A 19,149-nucleotide genomic window follows, 5' to 3' on the forward strand; every position below is an offset into this window, starting at 1 on the left:
ATTAGAGGAAACTAGTGCTGATCCAGCCCAAGGCTGTCGCGTAATAATTGCAACCGCTCCATATCGCCATCACTGGCAGCTTGCTGGAGGGATTTGGTGGGAGCATGAATCAGACGGTTGGTTAGCTTATGAGCCAATTCATTTACCACCTGCTCAACATTGGCACCCTGCTCAATGGCGGCTAACGCTTTTGCCGTCATCTCACTACGAACTTGTTCAGCCTGAGAGCGATAATCACGAATGGTTTCTACCGCACCTTGAGCGCGTAACCAGGTCATAAAATTCATACTTTCTTGCTGTACTATCGACTCTGCCTGAACTGCGGCAGCCTGGCGTTGCGCCATATTGTGCTGAATAATCGCCTGTAAATCATCAACACTGTATAAATAGGCATTCGACAGTTTACCCACTTCCGGCTCAATATCACGCGGCACCGCGATATCAACAAACAACATGGGTTGATTGCGGCGGCTTTTCAGCGCGCGCTCCACCATCCCTTTACCAATAATGGGCAGCGGGCTGGCGGTTGAACTGATAATAATATCGGCATCGGCTAAACGCGCATCAATTTCTGGCAATGTAATGACCTCTGCTCCGACCTCTGTCGCCAGCGCTTGGGCGCGCTCGCGGGTACGGTTAGCAATAATCATATGCTTGACTTGATGTTCTCTAAGATGACGAGCTACCAGCTCAATGGTTTCCCCCGCGCCAACCAACAATACATTCAACTCGGACAGGGATTCAAAGATTTGCCGTGCCAATGTACAGGCGGCAAACGCCACCGAAACAGCATTGGCACCAATTTCAGTTTCTGTACGAACCCGTTTGGCGACCGAGAATGTTTTTTGGAATAACCGCTCCAATTCGCCAGAGAGCGATTGCTCGCGTTGCGACTCAGCAAAGGCTTTTTTTACCTGTCCCAGAATTTGCGGCTCGCCCAACACCAGGGAGTCCAGCCCACTGGCAACGCGCATCAGATGGCTGACGGCGTCATTGCCGTGATGCCAATAGAGACTCTTTTTCACTTCATCCAGGCTGAGCTTATGATAGTTACACAGCCAGGCAATCAGTTGTTCGTGCAGGTTTTCTTGCTGTTCTACGCTGAGATATAACTCAGTTCGGTTACACGTAGACAACACGACACCGCCCTGCACCAACGGCTGTTGGAGCAAGCTAGCAAGTGCCTGATCGATCGATTCAGGTGAAAATGTCACCCGTTCACGTAACGATACAGGAGCAGTTTTGTGGTTAATGCCTAATGCAAGCAGAGTCATGAGAACGGCTTCGAGTAATACTGATGTTAGTATGGATTCTCGTCTGAACCGCATTCTACTTGATGCGCGGGATCAATAAAAGTCGCAGTGCATCATCCTAAGTATTATCCCAAATTATGCTCAATAATTGATTATATGATGTACAACACAGAACAAGATATTGACGCTCAGCCCTCAGGTCGTTAGCGTGAGCAACAATGATGCCCATTATTCATACGCAACAACCGAATTTGCTTTATCATAATGATGCTTTATAAAACGTGCCGCCAGTGCGACCGATAGGATTTATACCCATATGCCTCAGCGCAAAATCAGTTTTTATCGTCTACTTCCATTAGCTACTTTGCTATTAGCCGCCTGTAGCACCACGCCACCATCCGGCCCTGCGACCAGCCCCACATCGCCACAATGGCGTCAGCATGAGCAACAGTTGCAGCAATTGAGCCAGTTTCAAACCCGCGGTGCCTTTGCTTATCTCTCAGAAAAACAAAAAGTTTATGCGCGTTTCTTCTGGCAACAAACGGCCCCTGAGCGCTATCGCCTGTTGCTGACCAATCCGTTGGGTAGCACCGAATTAGAATTGGTCGTACAACCCGGGGTGAGCCAATTGACGGACAATCAAGGCAAACGCTATGTCAGTAATGATCCACAAGAAATGATTCAAAAATTAACCGGGATGTCGATTCCGTTGGAAAGTTTACGCCAATGGATTCTGGGCTTGCCGGGTGATACCACTGATTTTACTCTCGACGATAAATATCGCCTGAAACAACTGACTTACCAACAAAATGGCGTTACGTGGGTGGTTGATTATCAAGCATATAATACTCAGGTCACACCGGCATTACCTAGCCGCATGGAGCTCAGTCAGGGTGGTCAGCGCATCAAACTGAAGATGGATAACTGGACGGTCAAATAGTATGGTGAATACCAATCAATACGTCTGGCCGTCACCTGCTAAATTGAATTTGTTTCTTTATATCACCGGGCAACGCGCTGATGGCTATCACCTATTGCAGACTCTGTTCCAGTTTCTCGATTATGGCGACGAACTGACGATTGTGCCCCGTGATGACGATCAGATTCGGCTATTAACCCCCATTGTCGGGGTGGAAAATGAACAAAATCTGATAATCCGTGCGGCGCGATTGCTGCAACAATACCCCAGCTCAGCAAAAGTACCTCGAGGGGCGGATATTAGCATCGATAAACGCTTGCCTATGGGGGGCGGTTTGGGCGGCGGTTCGTCTAATGCAGCAACCGTGCTAATCGCACTCAATACCCTGTGGCACTATGGTCTGTCTGATGAAGAATTAGCCGCTCTTGGACTCACATTGGGGGCCGATGTGCCGGTATTTGTTCGCGGTCATGCCGCCTTTGCCGAGGGAGTTGGTGAAAAGTTGCACCCCGCAGAGCCTGTAGAGAAGTGGTATTTGGTGGCACACCCCGGTGTAAACATCCCAACACCCATTATTTTTTCCGATCCGGAATTAAAAAGAAACACGCCAATTCGCCCACTGGCGGCGCTTTTAAGCGCTCCGTACGCAAATGATTGCGAACCAATCGCAAGAAAACGTTTTCGCGAGGTTGAACAGGCTCTTTCATGGCTGTTAGAATATGCCCCGTCACGCCTGACTGGAACCGGAGCTTGTGTCTTTGCAGAATTTGACACGGAGTCATCGGCCCGGCAGGTGTTAAGTATTGCCCCGGAGTGGTTGCACGGTTTTGTTGCCCGTGGAGTGAACCTTTCGCCACTGCATCGCGTACGCTCTGGGAAAATGGAAAACAGTGAGCACAGATAAGAATGCACGACAAAGGTCTAGATCATGGCACCACTGACCTGAGTTTGTGAAAATAGCTGTCTCATTTGATTGAAAGCCGGTTCATAATACTGTTTTGGTTTTAAATACCCGTATGTATATTGCAATCAGTATGAATAGTCGCCCGTGATTACTGATCTGACAATATCTTCTCTGGACGCATGCCTGAGGTTCTTCTCGTGCCTGATATGAAGCTTTTTGCTGGTAACGCCACCCCGGAACTAGCACAACGTATTGCCAACCGTTTGTACACCAGTCTTGGTGACGCCGCTGTAGGTCGTTTTAGCGACGGCGAAGTGAGCGTGCAAATCAACGAAAATGTACGCGGTGGTGATATTTTCATCATCCAGTCCACCTGCGCACCCACGAACGATAACCTGATGGAACTGGTTGTCATGGTTGATGCCCTGCGTCGCGCCTCCGCAGGACGTATTACTGCTGTTATTCCTTACTTCGGTTACGCCCGTCAGGATCGCCGTGTGCGCTCCGCTCGTGTGCCGATCACTGCCAAAGTTGTTGCCGATTTTCTCTCAAGTGTTGGGGTTGACCGCGTATTGACAGTGGATCTTCATGCTGAACAGATCCAAGGCTTCTTTGATGTTCCGGTTGATAACGTATTTGGTAGCCCAATCCTGCTGGAAGACATGTTGCAGCAGAATCTGGAAAACCCCATCGTCGTTTCTCCAGACATTGGCGGCGTTGTTCGCGCCAGAGCCATCGCAAAACTGCTGAACGATACTGATATGGCGATTATCGATAAACGCCGTCCACGCGCTAACGTTTCTCAGGTGATGCATATCATCGGTGACGTAGCTGGCCGTGACTGCGTATTGGTTGACGATATGATCGATACCGGTGGCACTTTGTGTAAAGCGGCTGAAGCCTTGAAAGAACGTGGTGCTAAGCGTGTGTTCGCCTACGCGACTCACCCGATCTTCTCTGGTAATGCGGTTGAAAACATCAAGCACTCAGTGATTGACGAAGTGATTGTTTGTGACACTATTCCGTTGTCAGCTGAAATCAAAGCATTGAAAAATGTACGTACTCTGACACTGTCTGGCATGTTGGCTGAAGCCATCCGCCGCATCAGTAATGAAGAGTCAATCTCTGCGATGTTTGAGCATTAATCAACATTGAGTTGTGAATATCCCTGCGGTGCTATCTGGCCGCAGTTAAGATGATGAGCCACTTTGGCATCATTGTGTGGGCGTTCATAACTGATGAATGAATTATACCCTAAATAATTCGAGTTGCAGGAAAGCAGCAACTGAGTAAATCCCCTAGAGCTTACACAAGTAAGTGACTGGGGTGAGCGAAGGCAGCCAACGCACATGCAGTTTGAGGTATGACGGGTATAATACAGAGAAAGAAAAACCCGTTGAAGCGGCTGCTACAACGGGTTTTCTACTCTTGTTCTATAGGTTCATTATCTGCGGATTTTTGAGCCATCATTACGCCTCCTGGACATCAGCTCAATTTAGAGCTGCGGTAACAGGTTAAATGTTGTCATATACCTCGTGCAACCACTCAGATGTTATGAGTGGCGCTGGTTGCGATTGCAACGTTTATCAAAGTGCTTAACCCACCAATAACGGTCTGCAACTTCTTCGCGCCCACCAATACGAGCGCCGACCAGCCATAACAGAGCACCAACAAAAATACTCATCACTGCGCCGTGGGCAAAGAATTGCGGTAAACCAAACTGTGTAACTTCGGCCAAAATTGAGTAACCTACCCCAACGACCATTGTCACCAATCCCAGTCCCATCAGCACATTACCGAGTCTCGCTGCGCTTTTACGTTTCATATGCCACCTCCACTTGGGTTGCCAATAAATAATCACTATGTTCAGCATCCGAAATTGCTTGCTTAATGCGATTATTCATGTCCACTTAATAACTTAGTATAGTCAGGCTGGCCGTAAAGGTATTGCGCTTGCGATCACAACTGGCGAATATATTCCGACAAATCTTTACATTTTCCAGTTATTTGGCACTAAAGTTGAATTGTTACACAAATGAACTATTCACCGTTCGAATTATTAACCCCCAGCAAACTCACCCCAGCAGTTTTGTCATTACGCGCCATGACAGGTAAACTGTCACACTTTAATTCCTTTAGTAATAGCGAATGACGATGTGAGTAGCATTAAATTAATCGTTGGACTGGCAAATCCGGGCGCAGAATATGCCCAAACCCGCCATAATGCGGGAGCCTGGTATGTGGACTTATTGGCGCAGCGCCATAACCAACAACTGAAAGAAGAGAGCAAATTCTTCGGTTATACCGCACGGTTAAATCTGGCAGGCCAAGATGTGCGCTTGCTGGTACCGTCTACCTTTATGAATTTAAGTGGCAAGGCTGTTGCGGCAATGGCAGGGTTTTACCGCATCTTACCAGAAGAAATTTTAGTCGCGCACGATGAGCTGGATATCCCACCGGGTGTGGCGAAATTGAAGCTCGGGGGAGGCAACGGTGGCCATAATGGTCTAAAAGATATTCAGAGCAAGCTCGGCAATAATCCTAATTTCTATCGTTTACGCATTGGTATCGGCCATCCTGGCGATAAAAGTAAAGTAACTGGTTTTGTTCTGGGCAAACCCCCTGCCAGTGAACAAACCTTAATTGACGACGCCATTGATGAATCTATTCGCTGTACTGAAGTGCTGCTGAAAGAAGATATTACCAAGGCTATGAATCGCCTACATTCTTTCAAAGCGTCAGCATAAAGGTTTGCCTAATTCCCCGGAACCCGCCATTCACCGGGGAGTTTACCTTACCTTTCATTTTATTGATTTTTGTTGCACAACGCATTGATACCCTGCTGACCTTCACCGGTTAGGACAACACCGGCAATAATCACTCTAACCCGCCCTAGAAAATGATTACTTATGGCATCATATTCATCCGCAATATCTTGCAGTTCATCAGTGCAAAAAAGCGTATCCCAATCTGCAGCTTTTTTTCTATTATCTGATAAATCATGGCTACGCTCGAACTTGTCATTAATGGCGGTGAATTTTAATTGAACACCGTCAAAATCCTCATACAGTGTTTTTTTCTGGTAACCCACATATCTCAAACTTTTGTCTGATCGGTTTTCTATTTGCAGACCATATTGATCAACCCACTCTGCAAAACTTGGCCCAGCAGGTTCAGAATCTGTCGTCAGAAACCACATTCCCAAGATCCCAACCACTCCCCCAAACAAAATTACTATCAGCCATTTATAGATATTCATTTCCATGGGAATAATCCAAATTCAGTATGCTGATCCTAATGTTTAGTTATCGGACATTAAGCAAAAAACTTCAGATAGAGGAAGCGTGATCCAGAGCACAGAGTCAGAAAAATCAATTACCTATCGGATATTGCGATGCAAGCAATTCACACAATGAAAGAGCGTGATCGAGATAAATCGTTAGAATGTGTATAATGGCGGCATAAATTTTGATTACATCGGCCCGTTAACCCTAACGAGTTGATTTTTAAGTTATTTAAGGTGATATAAAACATGGGATTCAAATGCGGTATTGTGGGCCTGCCTAACGTTGGTAAATCCACCCTGTTCAACGCGTTGACACAAGCGGGTATTGAAGCCGCTAACTTCCCGTTCTGTACCATTGAGCCCAATACGGGTGTGGTGCCAATGCCGGATCCGCGTCTGGACCAACTGGCAGAAATTGTAAAACCTCAGCGCATTTTGCCAACCACTATGGAATTCGTTGATATCGCAGGCCTGGTGAAAGGAGCCTCGAAAGGTGAAGGGCTGGGTAACCAATTTCTGACCAATATTCGTGAAACCGAAGCAATTGGACATGTAGTGCGTTGTTTTGAAAATGACAACATCATCCATGTTGCTGGTAAAGTTGATCCAGCTGACGATATTGACACCATCAATACTGAATTAGCGCTGTCCGATCTGGACACTTGCGAACGTGCTATTCATCGCGTGCAGAAGAAAGCCAAAGGTGGTGATAAGGATGCTAAAGCTGAACTGGAAGCCCTGGAAAAATGCCTGCCGCATTTAGAGAATGCTGGCATGCTGCGTGCGTTGAATCTGACAGCAGAAGATAAAGCGGCCATCCGTTATTTGAGCTTCCTGACGCTGAAACCAACCATGTATATTGCTAACGTCAATGAAGATGGTTTTGAGAATAACCCATACCTTGATCAAGTGCGTGCCATTGCTGCCGCTGAAGGTTCAGTCGTGGTTGCCGTATGTGCGGCGGTTGAATCCGACATTGCAGAGCTGGAAGATGAAGATCGCGCTGAATTTATGGCCGAGTTGGGTATTGAAGAGCCAGGTTTGAACCGTGTGATCCGTGCCGGTTATGAATTGTTGAATCTGCAAACTTACTTTACCGCCGGTGTTAAAGAAGTCCGAGCCTGGACTATCCCTGTAGGTGCAACCGCGCCACAAGCTGCCGGTAAAATTCACACCGACTTTGAAAAAGGCTTTATCCGCGCACAAACTATCGCTTTTGACGACTTTATTACCTACAAAGGTGAACAAGGTGCAAAAGAAGCTGGGAAGATGCGTTCAGAAGGTAAAGATTACATTGTAAAAGATGGCGATGTAATGAACTTCTTGTTCAACGTCTAAACCGCTTTTGTTGTCTCATGAGGATTTACTGAGCCTCATGAAGAATAACAATCAATAAAAAATCCACGCACTTGCGTGGATTTTTTTTTACAATGCTTCAATTTATCTCGTGGAAACGCAGCAGAAATGTTTAGCTATCTGTCGTCTCAACGCAATGCTTGAAGAATATCATATGCTGCTTGTACGCGGACTGGATTAGGGTAATTCTTGTTCGCTAACATCACTATGCCAACCTTCTCCTCTGGGATGAATACAATATAAGCGCCGAAGCCATTGGTCGCACCGGTCTTATGAACCCAAGATGCTCGCACGGCAGGCTGTGCGGGTACCAATGCCTCAACCTTACGTGGTTTCAGCGCAATATCATTGCCACTATCGGCAATCACCCTCTGTGGATTGATAGGCCAGTTATACATTTCCCATCCCAAGCCTTGGAACATGTCTCCTGCTTGGAAATAACGTGATTGAGATGCGATGATCGCTTCTTTTAGCTTATCGTTACCGGCAGGTAAGGTGTCTGGGTCCATATTGGCCTGCATAAATCTCACCATATCTTTCGAGGTGGATTTCACTCCATAGGCTTCCTCACCCAGCATGCCTAGGGTGACACGCACTGGCTGACCATCTTTATATCCCCACGCATAATTTGACTGCATGGATTCGGGGACAGTGATAAAAGTATGATCCAGTTTTAAAGGCTGGAACACATGTTCCTTCATATAGTTTTCAAATGTTAACTGACTTCTTTTCACCGCGAGCGCGCCGAATAGTCCAATGCTGGCATTAGAATAATTGCGCATCACCCCAGGAGCCCACTGTGGCTGCCATTGTTGATAATATTGCCACAATGATTTTTGGTCGGTCACCGAATCCGGGAGTTGCAAAGGAAGTCCACCCGCAGTGTACGTAGCCAGATGCAACATTTTCACATCTTTCCACTGGCTACCCGTTAGTTCGGGAGCATATTCCGTCACGGGATCATTAAGGTTCATAATACCGGTTTGCATGGCATATTCTCCGGCGACGCCGGTAAAGGTCTTACTCACTGAACCGAGTTCAAACAGTGTATTTTCGGTTACCGGACGACCTGTTTTTATATCCGCCATGCCATAGTTAAAGAATTGCGGCTTTCCGTCATAAAATACTGCGACGGCCATACCGGGAATATCCTGTTTTTCGAGCAACGGCGTCAGCGTTTTATTGACGATAGTGGCAACCTGCTGCTCCGTAAGTTTGGTTTGTGCCAAAGTATAAAGTGGGAAAGTTGCGATAGCGGTAAAGATCAAGGTATTGATTATAGACTTTTTCATCATTAGTAAATCTTCCATAGAATGGTAAATGGCATGCAGTGTGGCTCCTTTTGCGTTGAAGATTCTGCAATGATTGACTACGGATAACAATCGATTATATTTAGCACTTGATAATAGAAAATCTAACAAGTAAATCTATGGTTCGTAGCTATATTCCGTTAAATTCACTTCGCGCCTTCGAGGCTGCGGCCAGACAGTTAAGTTTTACTAAGGCTGCTATCGAATTAAATGTTACCCATGCAGCAATAAGTCAGCAGGTCAAAGCGCTGGAACAGCGCCTCAACTGCCGCCTCTTCATTCGTATTTCACGCGGATTAGTGCTCACAACCTAAGGGGAGAATCTGCTCCCCATCCTGAACGATTCTTTTGATCGTATCGCCGATACGCTAGACCGTTTCTCCGCTGGAATAATGCGTGAAAAAGTCAGGGTGGGCGTTGTTGGGACCTTTGCAACAGGCTATTTATTGTCTCGACTGAGGGACTTTCAACAACATTTCCCACATGTAGATATTTTACTTTCAACACATAATAATCGTGTCGATGTCGTGGCTGAAGGGCTGGATTATGCTATTCGCTACGGTAATGGGGCCTGGCACGGCACTGAGTCACAATTTTTATGTGATGCCCCACTTACTCCCCTGTGCGCCCCCTCATTTGCTAAAGAATTAAGCCATCCTACTGATCTTCAGAAGTTTATGCTGCTTCGTTCCTATCGTCGCGATGAATGGTCGGCTTGGTTTGCTGCTGCAGGAGGGTCAGTACCTTCACCTTCCCAGCAAATAATGACGTTCGACTCGTCAGTCAGTATGCTGGAAGCGGCGCAGGCAGAAATAGGTATCGCACTGGCTCCCCCCGCCATGTTTATGCACCTGCTGCGTAGTGAACGCATAATCCAACCTTTTAGCATGACAGTCAGCCTCGGGGGATATTGGTTAACTCGCCTACAGTCTCGCACTGAAACGCCGGCTATGCGGGATTTTGCTCTGTGGTTATTATCTGAAATTAAGTCTTAGGGAGGATAGCGCTGTATCAACATCTAATAACCCTGTTTGAACAGTGGCCTATTGGAGAATACCACAGGCCACCAGCGAATAAATTAGTCGGTAATGCTTTGCTTTTTCTCTCGAATGTCTTGTTCAATTCCATCACGAACATCTTGTGGAATTTTCAGTGCGTCGCCCAGCGCGGCAAGATAGCTACGCTCCATAAAGTGGTCCACATCAATGACGGCACAACTCAAGAAGTAGAGCTCCAACGCTTCCTCTTCATTTTGAATATCACGCGCCAGTAATTGAGGATCCAATGGCTGGTCAATTGCCTGTTGCACCAGGCGTTCACCCTGCTCACTGATACCAGCTTCGCGCATATTCTGCTCAATGATACTGCGTTCTTTCGCATCAATATGCCCATCACTTTTGGCCGCAAATACCAGTGCTATAACCAACCGCTGCACACGTTGATCTACTGGGGCGGCTTGCTGACCATACTGCGGTTCATCCTGATGGTTCTGGCGAATTCTGTCTTTATATTTATTCCATAACACGGTTCCCAGTACCGCGCCACCGCCAGCTAATAACGCACTACTACCATATTTGCTCAGCAGTTTACGTGAGGATTTACTGCCAACGAGTAAGCCGGCAAGACCACCCAATGCACCAGGCACTAACAGATTACTCAGACCAGAAGCTCCATCACCGTTCTTTTTCGTTGTCTGCCCTAGCATTGACTGTAATTGTTGCATCAAGTTATTCATAATCTTCACCAATAAAGTGGAGTAAACAACCTGAGAATAGAGCAACAAATGTCAAGATGTGTATGGGGATGTAAAAAAGCCTACCTACCTATATTGAAAGTGCCTCTCCAACTTGAAAAAGACGAACAAAACACTTAAAGCTCATGTCATAGAGATAACTTTTCTGTCTAATAATCAATATTAAATATGGGGAGAGAGAATACTATTTCTGACACCCAGTGACTTGCGGATAGTTACGGCACACCAACATGAGTTTTCTTTTGGGCTCAAAACCGTTATCCAGCATGCAGCGCTGTATATCAGCCGCCTTTCTAATAGTAGGAACAAAGGAATTTGAACCCAGGGGTTGAGGATAACCACACTGGTACATCATTTGTTTGGCAACACGGTCATTCTCAATGGCATATGAGAAATGCAATGAAGCCCCTGCTTTACGCCAGCTTATTCGTGAAGATTGATCAATACCCGAATCCGGCTTGATGGGGTGGAATCCACTATCAGCGACAAAAGGCAGCGCCTCAAGCTGGCGTAGACTCACTGCTCTCCCCTGTTTCTGTGCAACACAGGCAGGCGTTTGTTCATAAACGTCACAAATCTTAAAACCATGTTTAAAAACAAAACCTTGTTGCTCCATACAGTGGTAATACAACACCGTCTCGTTATCGGTAAAGTCGGGTTGAGGCCCTGGCAGAGGAACACCACATTGCCCCATTGCTACGCGGGCTTCATTCACCGTCGAATTCGGTCGCTGCCATTGCGTTAAATCAGGTGGCGGCGGGCAGCCGGTCAGCAAAAAAACCGACGCTATCAGCGCAGGTGAGTAAATTAGCGTGTGTTTGCTAAACATAAAATCCTTTGATACTGAAAATATCAACACTCAATAACCCTACGTTATTAAGTTTTCTATTATATGGATAAAAGAATGCTTTTACTCACCAACCAGAATCACTTCAATCCCAACTCTGCGTAATCCATTCAAACTGTCGTCGGGAATACCTTTATCGGTAATCACCATATGGATGCGCTGGGTATCAATAATTTTATGCAAACTGGAACGGTTAAATTTACTGGAGTCAGTGACCACAATAATGCGTTCCGCCACTTCACACATCCGACGGTTTAAACGCGCTTCATCTTCATTATGAGTGCTCACCCCGCGTTCAAGACTGATAGCATCTACTCCGAGAAAAAGCATATCGAAATGATAATTTTGCAAAGATTGATCAGCTTGATCCCCATAGAAAGATAACGACTGGCGGCGCAAATGCCCACCGGTCATCAACAGTTCCACGCCTTCGGCATCCAGCAACGAGTTCGCCACATTCATGCCATTGGTCATGGCAATAACCTCCTTATGATTACGCATATGTCGCGCGATTTCGCAGGTGGTCGTACCAGAATCGAGGATAACGCGATGCCCAGGTTTTATCAGACCTGCTGCAACACGAGCAATGCGACGTTTTAGAGAAGTATTCAGGGCGCTTTTATCTTCTACGGTTGGCTCAACGGCTGGCGTGCCGCCATCACAAACCAAGGCACCACCATAGGCACGCACGGCAATCCCCTGTTTTTCCAAAAAAGCCAGATCGTTGCGGATAGTCACCGTTGAAACGCCAAAGAATGACGATAAATCATTAACCTGGACACTTCCCTGTTGGCGAAGGCGCTGAATAATTTGCTCACGCCGTTCACTGGTACCTGTTATCCGTTTATCCATTGTCGAATCAGTATTGCTCATAGGTGATCCTTTCTAGAAGCCTTTCGTTTCATTTCACTTCATCTATTAACGCCTTTCCTTTGCCGGAAAGCAAGTCTTAACATGACTGAAAATCTGCAGTCTTACGCCGTAAAAAACCTTTCATTATGTTTCTTTTGCGAAACAGATCCCAATTCCATTATCTTTCATTTTGTTTTTATTAACCCATAAAGCAGTATTAAATGAAACAAATCGAAAGACAAAGAGATATCTAACTCATACGGAGAGGAAAGTGAAACATTTAACCGAGTTTGTGGCTGACCATAAACAGGATACAGGATGTGGCATCTTTGCCGTCTGTTCTGCTCACCCGCTGGTCTTGGAAGCGGCACTGCGTCACGCACGGGACACGCAATCCATCTTATTAATAGAAGCGACTTCCAACCAGGTCGATCAGTATGGTGGCTATACCGGTATGACGCCGGCTGATTTTCATCGGTTTGTTGAGCAAATGGCGGATAGCCATCACTTCCCCCGCGACCAATTAGTTTTAGGGGGAGATCACCTCGGGCCCAATCGCTGGCAAAACACGCCTGCGACAGAAGCCATGTCTCATGCGGAAGAGCTTATCCGCCACTATGTGGCCGCTGGATTTAAGAAAATCCACCTCGACTGTAGTATGTCTTGCACCGATGATCCGGTGCCATTAACGGACGAAATCGTTGCCACTCGCGCAGCCAGATTAGCTCAGATTGCGGAACAAACCTGCAAAGAAATGCAAGGTTCATCCGACTTGGTATATATCATCGGAACAGAAGTCCCCGTTCCTGGTGGGGCGCATGAAACCTTGTCAGAGCTGGCTGTCACCTCACCACAGGCGGCAAAAGCCACACTAGAAGCCCATCGCCACGCGTTTGAACAACGGGGCCTGCATGATCTGTGGCCACGTATTATCGGGTTAGTCGTCCAACCAGGTGTCGAGTTCGACCACACTCATATAATTGATTATCAACCGGAAAAGTCACTCTCTCTCAGTAAGATGATTGAAGGGTTTGATACTCTGGTCTTTGAAGCTCACTCCACTGATTATCAGACTCCACTCGCCTTACAACAATTAGTCCAACATCACTTCGCTATTCTGAAAGTCGGCCCTGCGCTCACTTTTGCTTTACGTGAAGCGCTATTTTCGTTGGCGGCTATCGAACAGGAATTGCGGCCTGCACATCAGTGTTCGGGCCTGCGGGATGTGTTGGAAACAGTCATGTTAGAACATCCCGAACATTGGAAACATCACTATCACGGTAATAACGATGCGCGGCGGTTGGCGCGTGGATACAGCTACTCCGATCGTGTTCGCTATTACTGGCCTGATCACGATATTGACGAGGCTTACTCTAGATTAGTGAGAAATTTGGCGGATGAATCGATTCCACTGCCGCTGATCAGCCAATATCTCCCGCTTCAATACGTTAAGGTCCGTGAAGGCCGAATTACCGCTACACCACACGAATTGATCATCGACCATATTCAGGATGTGTTGCACCAGTACCATGCTGCTTGTTTGGGAACATCGCCATCCCATTAACACAATGATAATAAGGAATAAAATATGCCAAACATTGTATTAAGTCGTATTGATGAGCGCCTCATTCACGGTCAGGTCGGCGTTCAATGGGTCGGTTTTTCCGGCGCAAATCTGGTTTTGGTTGCCAATGATGAAGTCGCTGAAGATCAGGTTCAGCAAAATTTGATGGAAATGGTGCTGGCGGAGGGCATTGCTGTGCGCTTTTGGCCACTGCAAAAAGTTATCGACAACATTCACCGCGCGGCCGATCGGCAGAAAATTCTACTGGTTTGCAAAAACCCAACAGACTTTCTGACGTTGGTCAACGGTGCAGTACCGGTGACACGCATCAACGTCGGCAATATGCATTACGCCGATGGTAAGCAACAGATAGCAAAAACTGTCTCTGTTGACGATCAGGATATTGAAGCTTTTTATGGCCTGAAAAAAGCAGGGGTGGAATGTTTTATTCAAGGCGTTCCGACTGAGCCCGCTCAGGATCTCTACAAACTCCTCTGAGGTATTTTCTATGGAAATTAGCTTATTACAGGCATTAGCGTTGGGGATTCTGGCCTTTATTGCTGGCTTGGATATGTTCAATGGCCTTACGCATATGCACCGCCCTGTGGTGCTTGGGCCTCTAGTGGGCCTTATCCTCGGTGACCTTCACATGGGGATACTGACCGGGGGGACTTTGGAACTGGTCTGGATGGGACTTGCTCCACTTGCTGGAGCCCAACCCCCCAATGTGATTATTGGTACCATCGTCGGAACTGCTTTTGCAATTACTGCCGGTGTCAAACCCGAAGTTGCCGTTGGGGTGGCCGTGCCGTTCGCCGTGGCCGTGCAGATGGGGATCACCTTCTTGTTCTCCATCATGTCTGGTGTGATGGCGCGCTGCGACAGGATGGCCGCCAATGCGGATACCGATGGCATCGAGCGGGTTAACTATCTGGCCTTACTGGCACTTGGAACTTTCTATTTTCTGTGCGCATTTCTGCCCATCTATTTTGGTGCAGAGCATGCAAAAACCGTCATCGATGTCCTGCCCGCCCGCCTGATAGATGGGCTTGGTGTGGCTGGGGGCATCATGCCTGCAATCGGTTTTGCCGTATTGCTGAAAATAATGATGAAAAACGTCTATATCCCCTATTTCATTCTCGGTTTTGTCGCTGCCGCCTGGCTGAAACTCCCGGTGTTGGCGATTGCCGCCGCCGCACTGGCGATGGCGTTAATTGACTTTATGCGCAAAGACTCCACTCCACCGCAGCCTTCCCGCACACAGCAAGAGGAATTCGAAGATGGCATTTAATACTCAAGTTTTGCCAGACGTCAATGTGACAGAAAAACCGATGACTGATAGCAATGATAATATCTATGAAGATCAAACCATTGGTGCCGAATTAACCAGGAAAGATATCAACCGCGTAGCATGGCGATCTATGCTATTGCAGGCCTCTTTTAACTATGAGCGTATGCAGGCTTCCGGTTGGTTATATGGTTTGCTGCCCGCCTTGAAAAAGATCCACACCAATAAAAATGACCTGGCGCGGGCAATGAAAGGCCATATGGGGTTCTTCAACACTCACCCCTTTCTGGTGACTTTCGTTATCGGTATCATTCTGGCAATGGAGCGATCCAAGCAGGATGTGAACAGTATCCAAAGTACTAAAATCGCCGTGGGTGCACCGCTGGGAGGGATAGGCGATGCTATGTTTTGGCTCACCCTACTTCCGATCTGTGGCGGGATTGGGGCCAGTTTGGCTTTGCAAGGATCTATCCTTGGCGCAGTGGTATTTATCGTTATGTTTAATGTCGTCCACCTCGGGTTACGATTTGGGCTTGCTCACTATGCGTATCGTATGGGTGTGGCCGCCATCCCACTGATAAAAGCCAATACACGTAAAGTGGGTCATGCCGCCTCTATCGTTGGGATGACGGTGATTGGTGCTCTTGTTGCCACCTACGTTCGTTTATCAACTACGCTTGAAATCACGGCGGGTGACGCGGTAGTTAAGTTACAAGCCGATGTTATCGATAAACTTATGCCCGCTTTTCTTCCACTGCTATACACCCTAACTATGTATTGGTTAGTGCGCCGTGGCTGGAGCCCGCTGCGATTAATCGGCCTTACCGTGGTATTGGGCATTGTCGGCAAGTTTGGTCACTTTTTGTAAGTGAGAGGAAACCGCATGTTAAGCATTATTCTCAGCGGCCACGGTGGGTTTGCCACCGGGCTGGAAAAAGCCATGAAGCAGATATTAGGCGAACAGCCGCAAGTGATCGCTATCGATTTTCCTGAAAGTTCGTCCACCGCCCTGCTCACAGCTCAGTTCGAAGAAGCACTAGCCAATTTGGATCAACGCGAGGGGCTGATTTTTTTAACGGATTTACTTGGCGGCACGCCCTTTCGCGTAGCTTCTACTCTGGCAATGCAGAAAGCAAACTACGAAGTGATCACCGGAGTGAATTTACAACTGCTGCTGGAGATGGTGCTGGAGCGCGATGGCCTCAATAGTCAGGAGTTCCGGCTTCAGGCACTTGAATGCGGCCATCGGGGATTAACCAGCCTGGTTGACGAAATGGGGCGCTATCGCGAGGCCGTCGCTGTCGAGGAAGGCATATAGCATCATGGTATTAATCCAGTCGTGTTCTTATGGATCACGGCTGGTGCGATATCCACAATTGAGCCTTGAGGCAACCTACCCTTTCATTAACCCTCTTTTTGATGAGTGACGTTTTCGTCTCAAATCTTTCTTTTCCTTTTCTTTCTCTCGTAAAGCTCAGGTTAGTAAATAATATATTCATATAAATCAACCAGTTTAATTAACCCACCCTCTTTTAGATCACGTTTTTCGTTTTATTTCTTTTTTGCACATTGACCTTTCGTTTCCTTTTCTATAGATTTTCATTAAAGCATAAAGTGAATTAAGTGAAACAAAACGAAAGATAGTCTGTTCTGTTTTGTGCTGAACCTTTGAAAATGTATTGCTAAGGACTTAGTTATGAGCAAAACCCATTCCACCTCTATTTGTGGCAGCTCCACCTGGACTGAAGAAGAGATCCGTCAGCAACCCGATAGCTGGATCCGAGCGTTAAAAAATCAAGAAAATCAACGTGATGCTATCGACGCCTTTCTTGCGCCACTTTTACAACAATCTGACTTGCAGATTGTCCTGACTGGTGCAGGTACGTCTGCGTTTATTGGCGATATTATTGCGCCATGGTTATCACACCACACTGGGGAGAGTTTTGTTTCAGTTCCGACAACTGACCTCGTCACCAATCCGGTGGAGTATTTATCGACTGACCGACCGACGTTGCTCATCTCCTTTGCGCGCTCAGGCAACAGCCCGGAAAGTGTCGCCGCGGTAGACCTTACTAACCAACTGGTAAAGCAATGCCACCATCTGGTCATCACCTGTAACGAAGCCGGCAGCCTGTATCAAAATGCGGTGAAAAATGACAACGCGCTGGCGCTATTGATGCCACCCGAAACACATGACCGCGGTTTCGCCATGACCAGTAGCATCACCACTATGATGGCCAGTTGCCTGTCTGTATTCGCACCAGAAGTTATCAACCAAGTCAGTTTTCAGGATGTAGCCACACGTTGTCAGCAGATTGTCGCCTCACAAGGTGACTTTCACGAAAATGTATTTGGTGACCTGCCCTTCAAACGCGTGGTTTACCTCGGCAGCGGCGGTTTGCAAGGCGTCGCACGTGAGTCTGCACTCAAGATATTAGAGCTGACGGCAGGTAAAGTGGCCGCGTTTTATGACTCATCGACTGGCTTTCGCCACGGACCAAAATCACTGGTAAATGCTGAAACACTGGTGGTGGTTTTTGTTTCAAGCCACTCATACACTCGCCAGTATGACCTCGATTTACTGGCCGAATTACACCGCGATCAACAGGCGATGCGCGTCGTAGCAATATCTGCCGTAACCAGTCCTGAAATAGAACAAGGCCCGCACATCCTGTTACCAGCATCACGGCATTTTATTGATGTCGAACAGGCCTTCTGCTTCCTGATGTATGCACAAATTTTCGCCCTCACCGAATCCATCAAAGCAGGTATTACCCCGGACACCCCTTCTGCCAGCGGCACGGTAAACCGTGTAGTGCAAGGTGTGGTTATTCATCCCTGGAAAGGCTGAGAGGAGCATGACATGAGTATTATTTCTACTAAATATCTTCTTCAGGATGCGCAGGCCCGGCGCTACGCAGTACCGGCTTTCAACATCCATAACGCGGAAACCATTCAGGCCATCCTCGAAGTCTGTAAAGAGATGCAGTCTCCGGTGATACTGGCGGGCACGCCCGGTACTTTTAAACATATCGCTTTTGAAGAAATCTACGCACTGTGTGAAGCCTATTCTGAGAGTTACGGGATGCCACTGGCGCTCCATCTTGACCACCACGAATCCCTTGATGATATTAGCCGCAAGGTGAATGCCGGTGTGCGTAGTGCAATGATTGATGGCAGCCATTTCCCGTTTGCCGAGAACGTGCGTCTGGTCAAGACTGTAGTTGATTTTTGTCATCGCCACGATTGCAGTGTTGAAGCCGAGTTGGGCCGTCTGGGCGGTGTGGAAGATGATATGGATGTCGATGAGGAGAGCGCGTTTCTCACCGACCCACAAGAGGCGCGTCGTTTTATCGAGCTTACCGGTGTCGATAGCCTTGCTGTCGCCATTGGAACAGCGCACGGCCTTTACACCAAGCGCCCCAAAATTGATTTCAAGCGTTTAGCGGAAATTAATGAAATCGTCGATATTCCGCTGGTCTTGCATGGCGCAAGTGATGTCCCTGACGAATATGTCAGGCGTGCTATCGAACTCGGCGTATGCAAAGTGAATGTCGCAACTGAGCTAAAAATCGCTTTTGCCGACGCGGTGAAAAAATGGTTTGGCGATAACCCGGAAGGTAACGATCCGCGCTATTACATGCGCGTCGGAATGGATGCCATGAAAGAAGTGGTGCGCAGTAAGATCACTGTCTGCGGATCAGCCAATAAACTCATCCCTGAAACTGAAACCTCGCTATAAATCTTGTGCTGGTAAATGTTACCCGGCCATTGTCGGGTAACGCCGTTCATCCACTCTCCCAATATCCGAATCTTA

The 19,149-nt window shown here is 47.3% G+C and carries 19 protein-coding genes and 1 pseudogene; 13 read left to right on the plus strand and 7 right to left on the minus strand.

The genetic code is table 11. From position 1 onward, the window contains the following. Positions 1-11 precede the first annotated feature (11 nt). Complete coding sequence (gene hemA, locus ACF3VQ_RS11735; protein ID WP_392431013.1) at positions 12-1,274, minus strand: glutamyl-tRNA reductase; 1,263 nt, start codon at positions 1,272-1,274, stop codon at positions 12-14. A gap of 295 nt (positions 1,275-1,569) precedes the next feature. Between hemA and lolB the strand changes: the two genes are divergently transcribed. The 3 genes from lolB (at position 1,570) to prs (ending at position 4,221) form a co-directional block, all read left to right on the plus strand. Continuing rightward, positions 1,570-2,193 carry a lipoprotein insertase outer membrane protein LolB gene (gene lolB / locus ACF3VQ_RS11740; protein WP_392431015.1) on the plus strand — a complete coding sequence of 208 codons (624 nt, stop codon included), beginning with the start codon at positions 1,570-1,572 and terminating at the stop codon, positions 2,191-2,193. A 1-nt stretch (position 2,194) separates the two neighbouring features. Further along, complete coding sequence (gene ispE / locus ACF3VQ_RS11745) at positions 2,195-3,076, plus strand: 4-(cytidine 5'-diphospho)-2-C-methyl-D-erythritol kinase (RefSeq protein WP_392431017.1); 882 nt, start codon at positions 2,195-2,197, stop codon at positions 3,074-3,076. A gap of 197 nt (positions 3,077-3,273) precedes the next feature. After that, the gene (prs, locus tag ACF3VQ_RS11750) at positions 3,274-4,221 is read left to right on the plus strand and encodes a ribose-phosphate diphosphokinase (RefSeq protein ID WP_004390739.1); all 948 of its coding nucleotides are present in this window, start codon (positions 3,274-3,276) and stop codon (positions 4,219-4,221) included. Positions 4,222-4,628: 407 nt separating this feature from the next. On the opposite strand, the gene ychH is transcribed toward prs, so the two are convergent. After that, positions 4,629-4,901, minus strand: a complete 273-nt coding sequence (ychH, locus tag ACF3VQ_RS11755; RefSeq protein WP_005161340.1) for a stress-induced protein YchH — start codon at positions 4,899-4,901, stop codon at positions 4,629-4,631. 331 nt (positions 4,902-5,232) lie between these two features. Between ychH and pth the strand changes: the two genes are divergently transcribed. After that, a complete protein-coding gene (gene pth / locus ACF3VQ_RS11760) occupies positions 5,233-5,823 on the plus strand; it encodes an aminoacyl-tRNA hydrolase (protein WP_392431020.1) in 591 nt (196 codons plus the stop codon). A 59-nt stretch (positions 5,824-5,882) separates the two neighbouring features. On the opposite strand, the gene ACF3VQ_RS11765 is transcribed toward pth, so the two are convergent. Beyond that, the gene (locus ACF3VQ_RS11765; protein ID WP_392431022.1) at positions 5,883-6,341 is read right to left on the minus strand and encodes a hypothetical protein; all 459 of its coding nucleotides are present in this window, start codon (positions 6,339-6,341) and stop codon (positions 5,883-5,885) included. 267 nt (positions 6,342-6,608) lie between these two features. Between ACF3VQ_RS11765 and ychF the strand changes: the two genes are divergently transcribed. Continuing rightward, positions 6,609-7,700 (plus strand): redox-regulated ATPase YchF, encoded by a 1,092-nt coding sequence (ychF, locus tag ACF3VQ_RS11770; protein ID WP_392431024.1) that lies wholly within the window; start codon positions 6,609-6,611, stop codon positions 7,698-7,700. 146 nt (positions 7,701-7,846) lie between these two features. On the opposite strand, the gene ampC is transcribed toward ychF, so the two are convergent. Next, on the minus strand, positions 7,847-9,013 hold the full coding sequence (gene ampC / locus ACF3VQ_RS11775; protein WP_392431026.1) for a class C beta-lactamase: 1,167 nt from the start codon (positions 9,011-9,013) through the stop codon (positions 7,847-7,849). Positions 9,014-9,147: 134 nt separating this feature from the next. On the opposite strand from ampC, the pseudogene ampR reads away from it, so the two are divergent. Next, positions 9,148-10,023 (plus strand): annotated as a pseudogene (ampR, locus tag ACF3VQ_RS11780) (LysR family transcriptional regulator AmpR). Between the two features lie 83 nt (positions 10,024-10,106). On the opposite strand, the gene ACF3VQ_RS11785 reads toward ampR, so the two are convergent. The 3 genes from ACF3VQ_RS11785 to ACF3VQ_RS11795 form a co-directional block, all read right to left on the minus strand. After that, the gene (locus ACF3VQ_RS11785) at positions 10,107-10,763 is read right to left on the minus strand and encodes a tellurite resistance TerB family protein (protein ID WP_392431028.1); all 657 of its coding nucleotides are present in this window, start codon (positions 10,761-10,763) and stop codon (positions 10,107-10,109) included. A 202-nt stretch (positions 10,764-10,965) separates the two neighbouring features. Beyond that, on the minus strand, positions 10,966-11,610 hold the full coding sequence (locus ACF3VQ_RS11790; protein WP_392431030.1) for a hypothetical protein: 645 nt from the start codon (positions 11,608-11,610) through the stop codon (positions 10,966-10,968). Between the two features lie 81 nt (positions 11,611-11,691). After that, the gene (locus tag ACF3VQ_RS11795) at positions 11,692-12,501 is read right to left on the minus strand and encodes a DeoR family transcriptional regulator (RefSeq protein ID WP_392431032.1); all 810 of its coding nucleotides are present in this window, start codon (positions 12,499-12,501) and stop codon (positions 11,692-11,694) included. A 250-nt stretch (positions 12,502-12,751) separates the two neighbouring features. Here ACF3VQ_RS11795 and kbaZ point away from each other — a divergent pair, with 250 nt between their 5' ends. The 7 genes from kbaZ (at position 12,752) to kbaY (ending at position 19,074) form a co-directional block, all read left to right on the plus strand. Beyond that, the gene (gene kbaZ, locus ACF3VQ_RS11800; RefSeq protein WP_392431033.1) at positions 12,752-14,044 is read left to right on the plus strand and encodes a tagatose-bisphosphate aldolase subunit KbaZ; all 1,293 of its coding nucleotides are present in this window, start codon (positions 12,752-12,754) and stop codon (positions 14,042-14,044) included. Between the two features lie 24 nt (positions 14,045-14,068). Beyond that, on the plus strand, positions 14,069-14,542 hold the full coding sequence (gene agaV, locus ACF3VQ_RS11805) for a PTS N-acetylgalactosamine transporter subunit IIB (protein ID WP_075336749.1): 474 nt from the start codon (positions 14,069-14,071) through the stop codon (positions 14,540-14,542). A 10-nt stretch (positions 14,543-14,552) separates the two neighbouring features. Then, on the plus strand, positions 14,553-15,335 hold the full coding sequence (gene agaW / locus ACF3VQ_RS11810) for a PTS N-acetylgalactosamine transporter subunit IIC (protein ID WP_050869974.1): 783 nt from the start codon (positions 14,553-14,555) through the stop codon (positions 15,333-15,335). Further along, on the plus strand, positions 15,325-16,200 hold the full coding sequence (gene agaE, locus ACF3VQ_RS11815; RefSeq protein ID WP_392431035.1) for a PTS N-acetylgalactosamine transporter subunit IID: 876 nt from the start codon (positions 15,325-15,327) through the stop codon (positions 16,198-16,200). The genes agaW and agaE overlap by 11 nt, the downstream gene beginning before the upstream one ends. 15 nt (positions 16,201-16,215) lie before the next feature. After that, on the plus strand, positions 16,216-16,650 hold the full coding sequence (gene agaF, locus ACF3VQ_RS11820) for a PTS galactosamine/N-acetylgalactosamine transporter subunit IIA (protein WP_392431037.1): 435 nt from the start codon (positions 16,216-16,218) through the stop codon (positions 16,648-16,650). Positions 16,651-17,028: 378 nt separating this feature from the next. Next, positions 17,029-18,183, plus strand: coding sequence for an SIS domain-containing protein (locus ACF3VQ_RS11825; RefSeq protein WP_392431039.1), 1,155 nt, complete (start codon positions 17,029-17,031; stop codon positions 18,181-18,183). Positions 18,184-18,195: 12 nt separating this feature from the next. Then, the gene (gene kbaY, locus ACF3VQ_RS11830; RefSeq protein ID WP_392431041.1) at positions 18,196-19,074 is read left to right on the plus strand and encodes a tagatose-bisphosphate aldolase subunit KbaY; all 879 of its coding nucleotides are present in this window, start codon (positions 18,196-18,198) and stop codon (positions 19,072-19,074) included. Positions 19,075-19,149: the final 75 nt, after the last annotated feature.

Origin of the sequence: Yersinia fenwicki (assembly GCF_043099325.1) — a bacterium.
Taxonomy (GTDB): Bacteria; Pseudomonadota; Gammaproteobacteria; order Enterobacterales; family Enterobacteriaceae; genus Yersinia.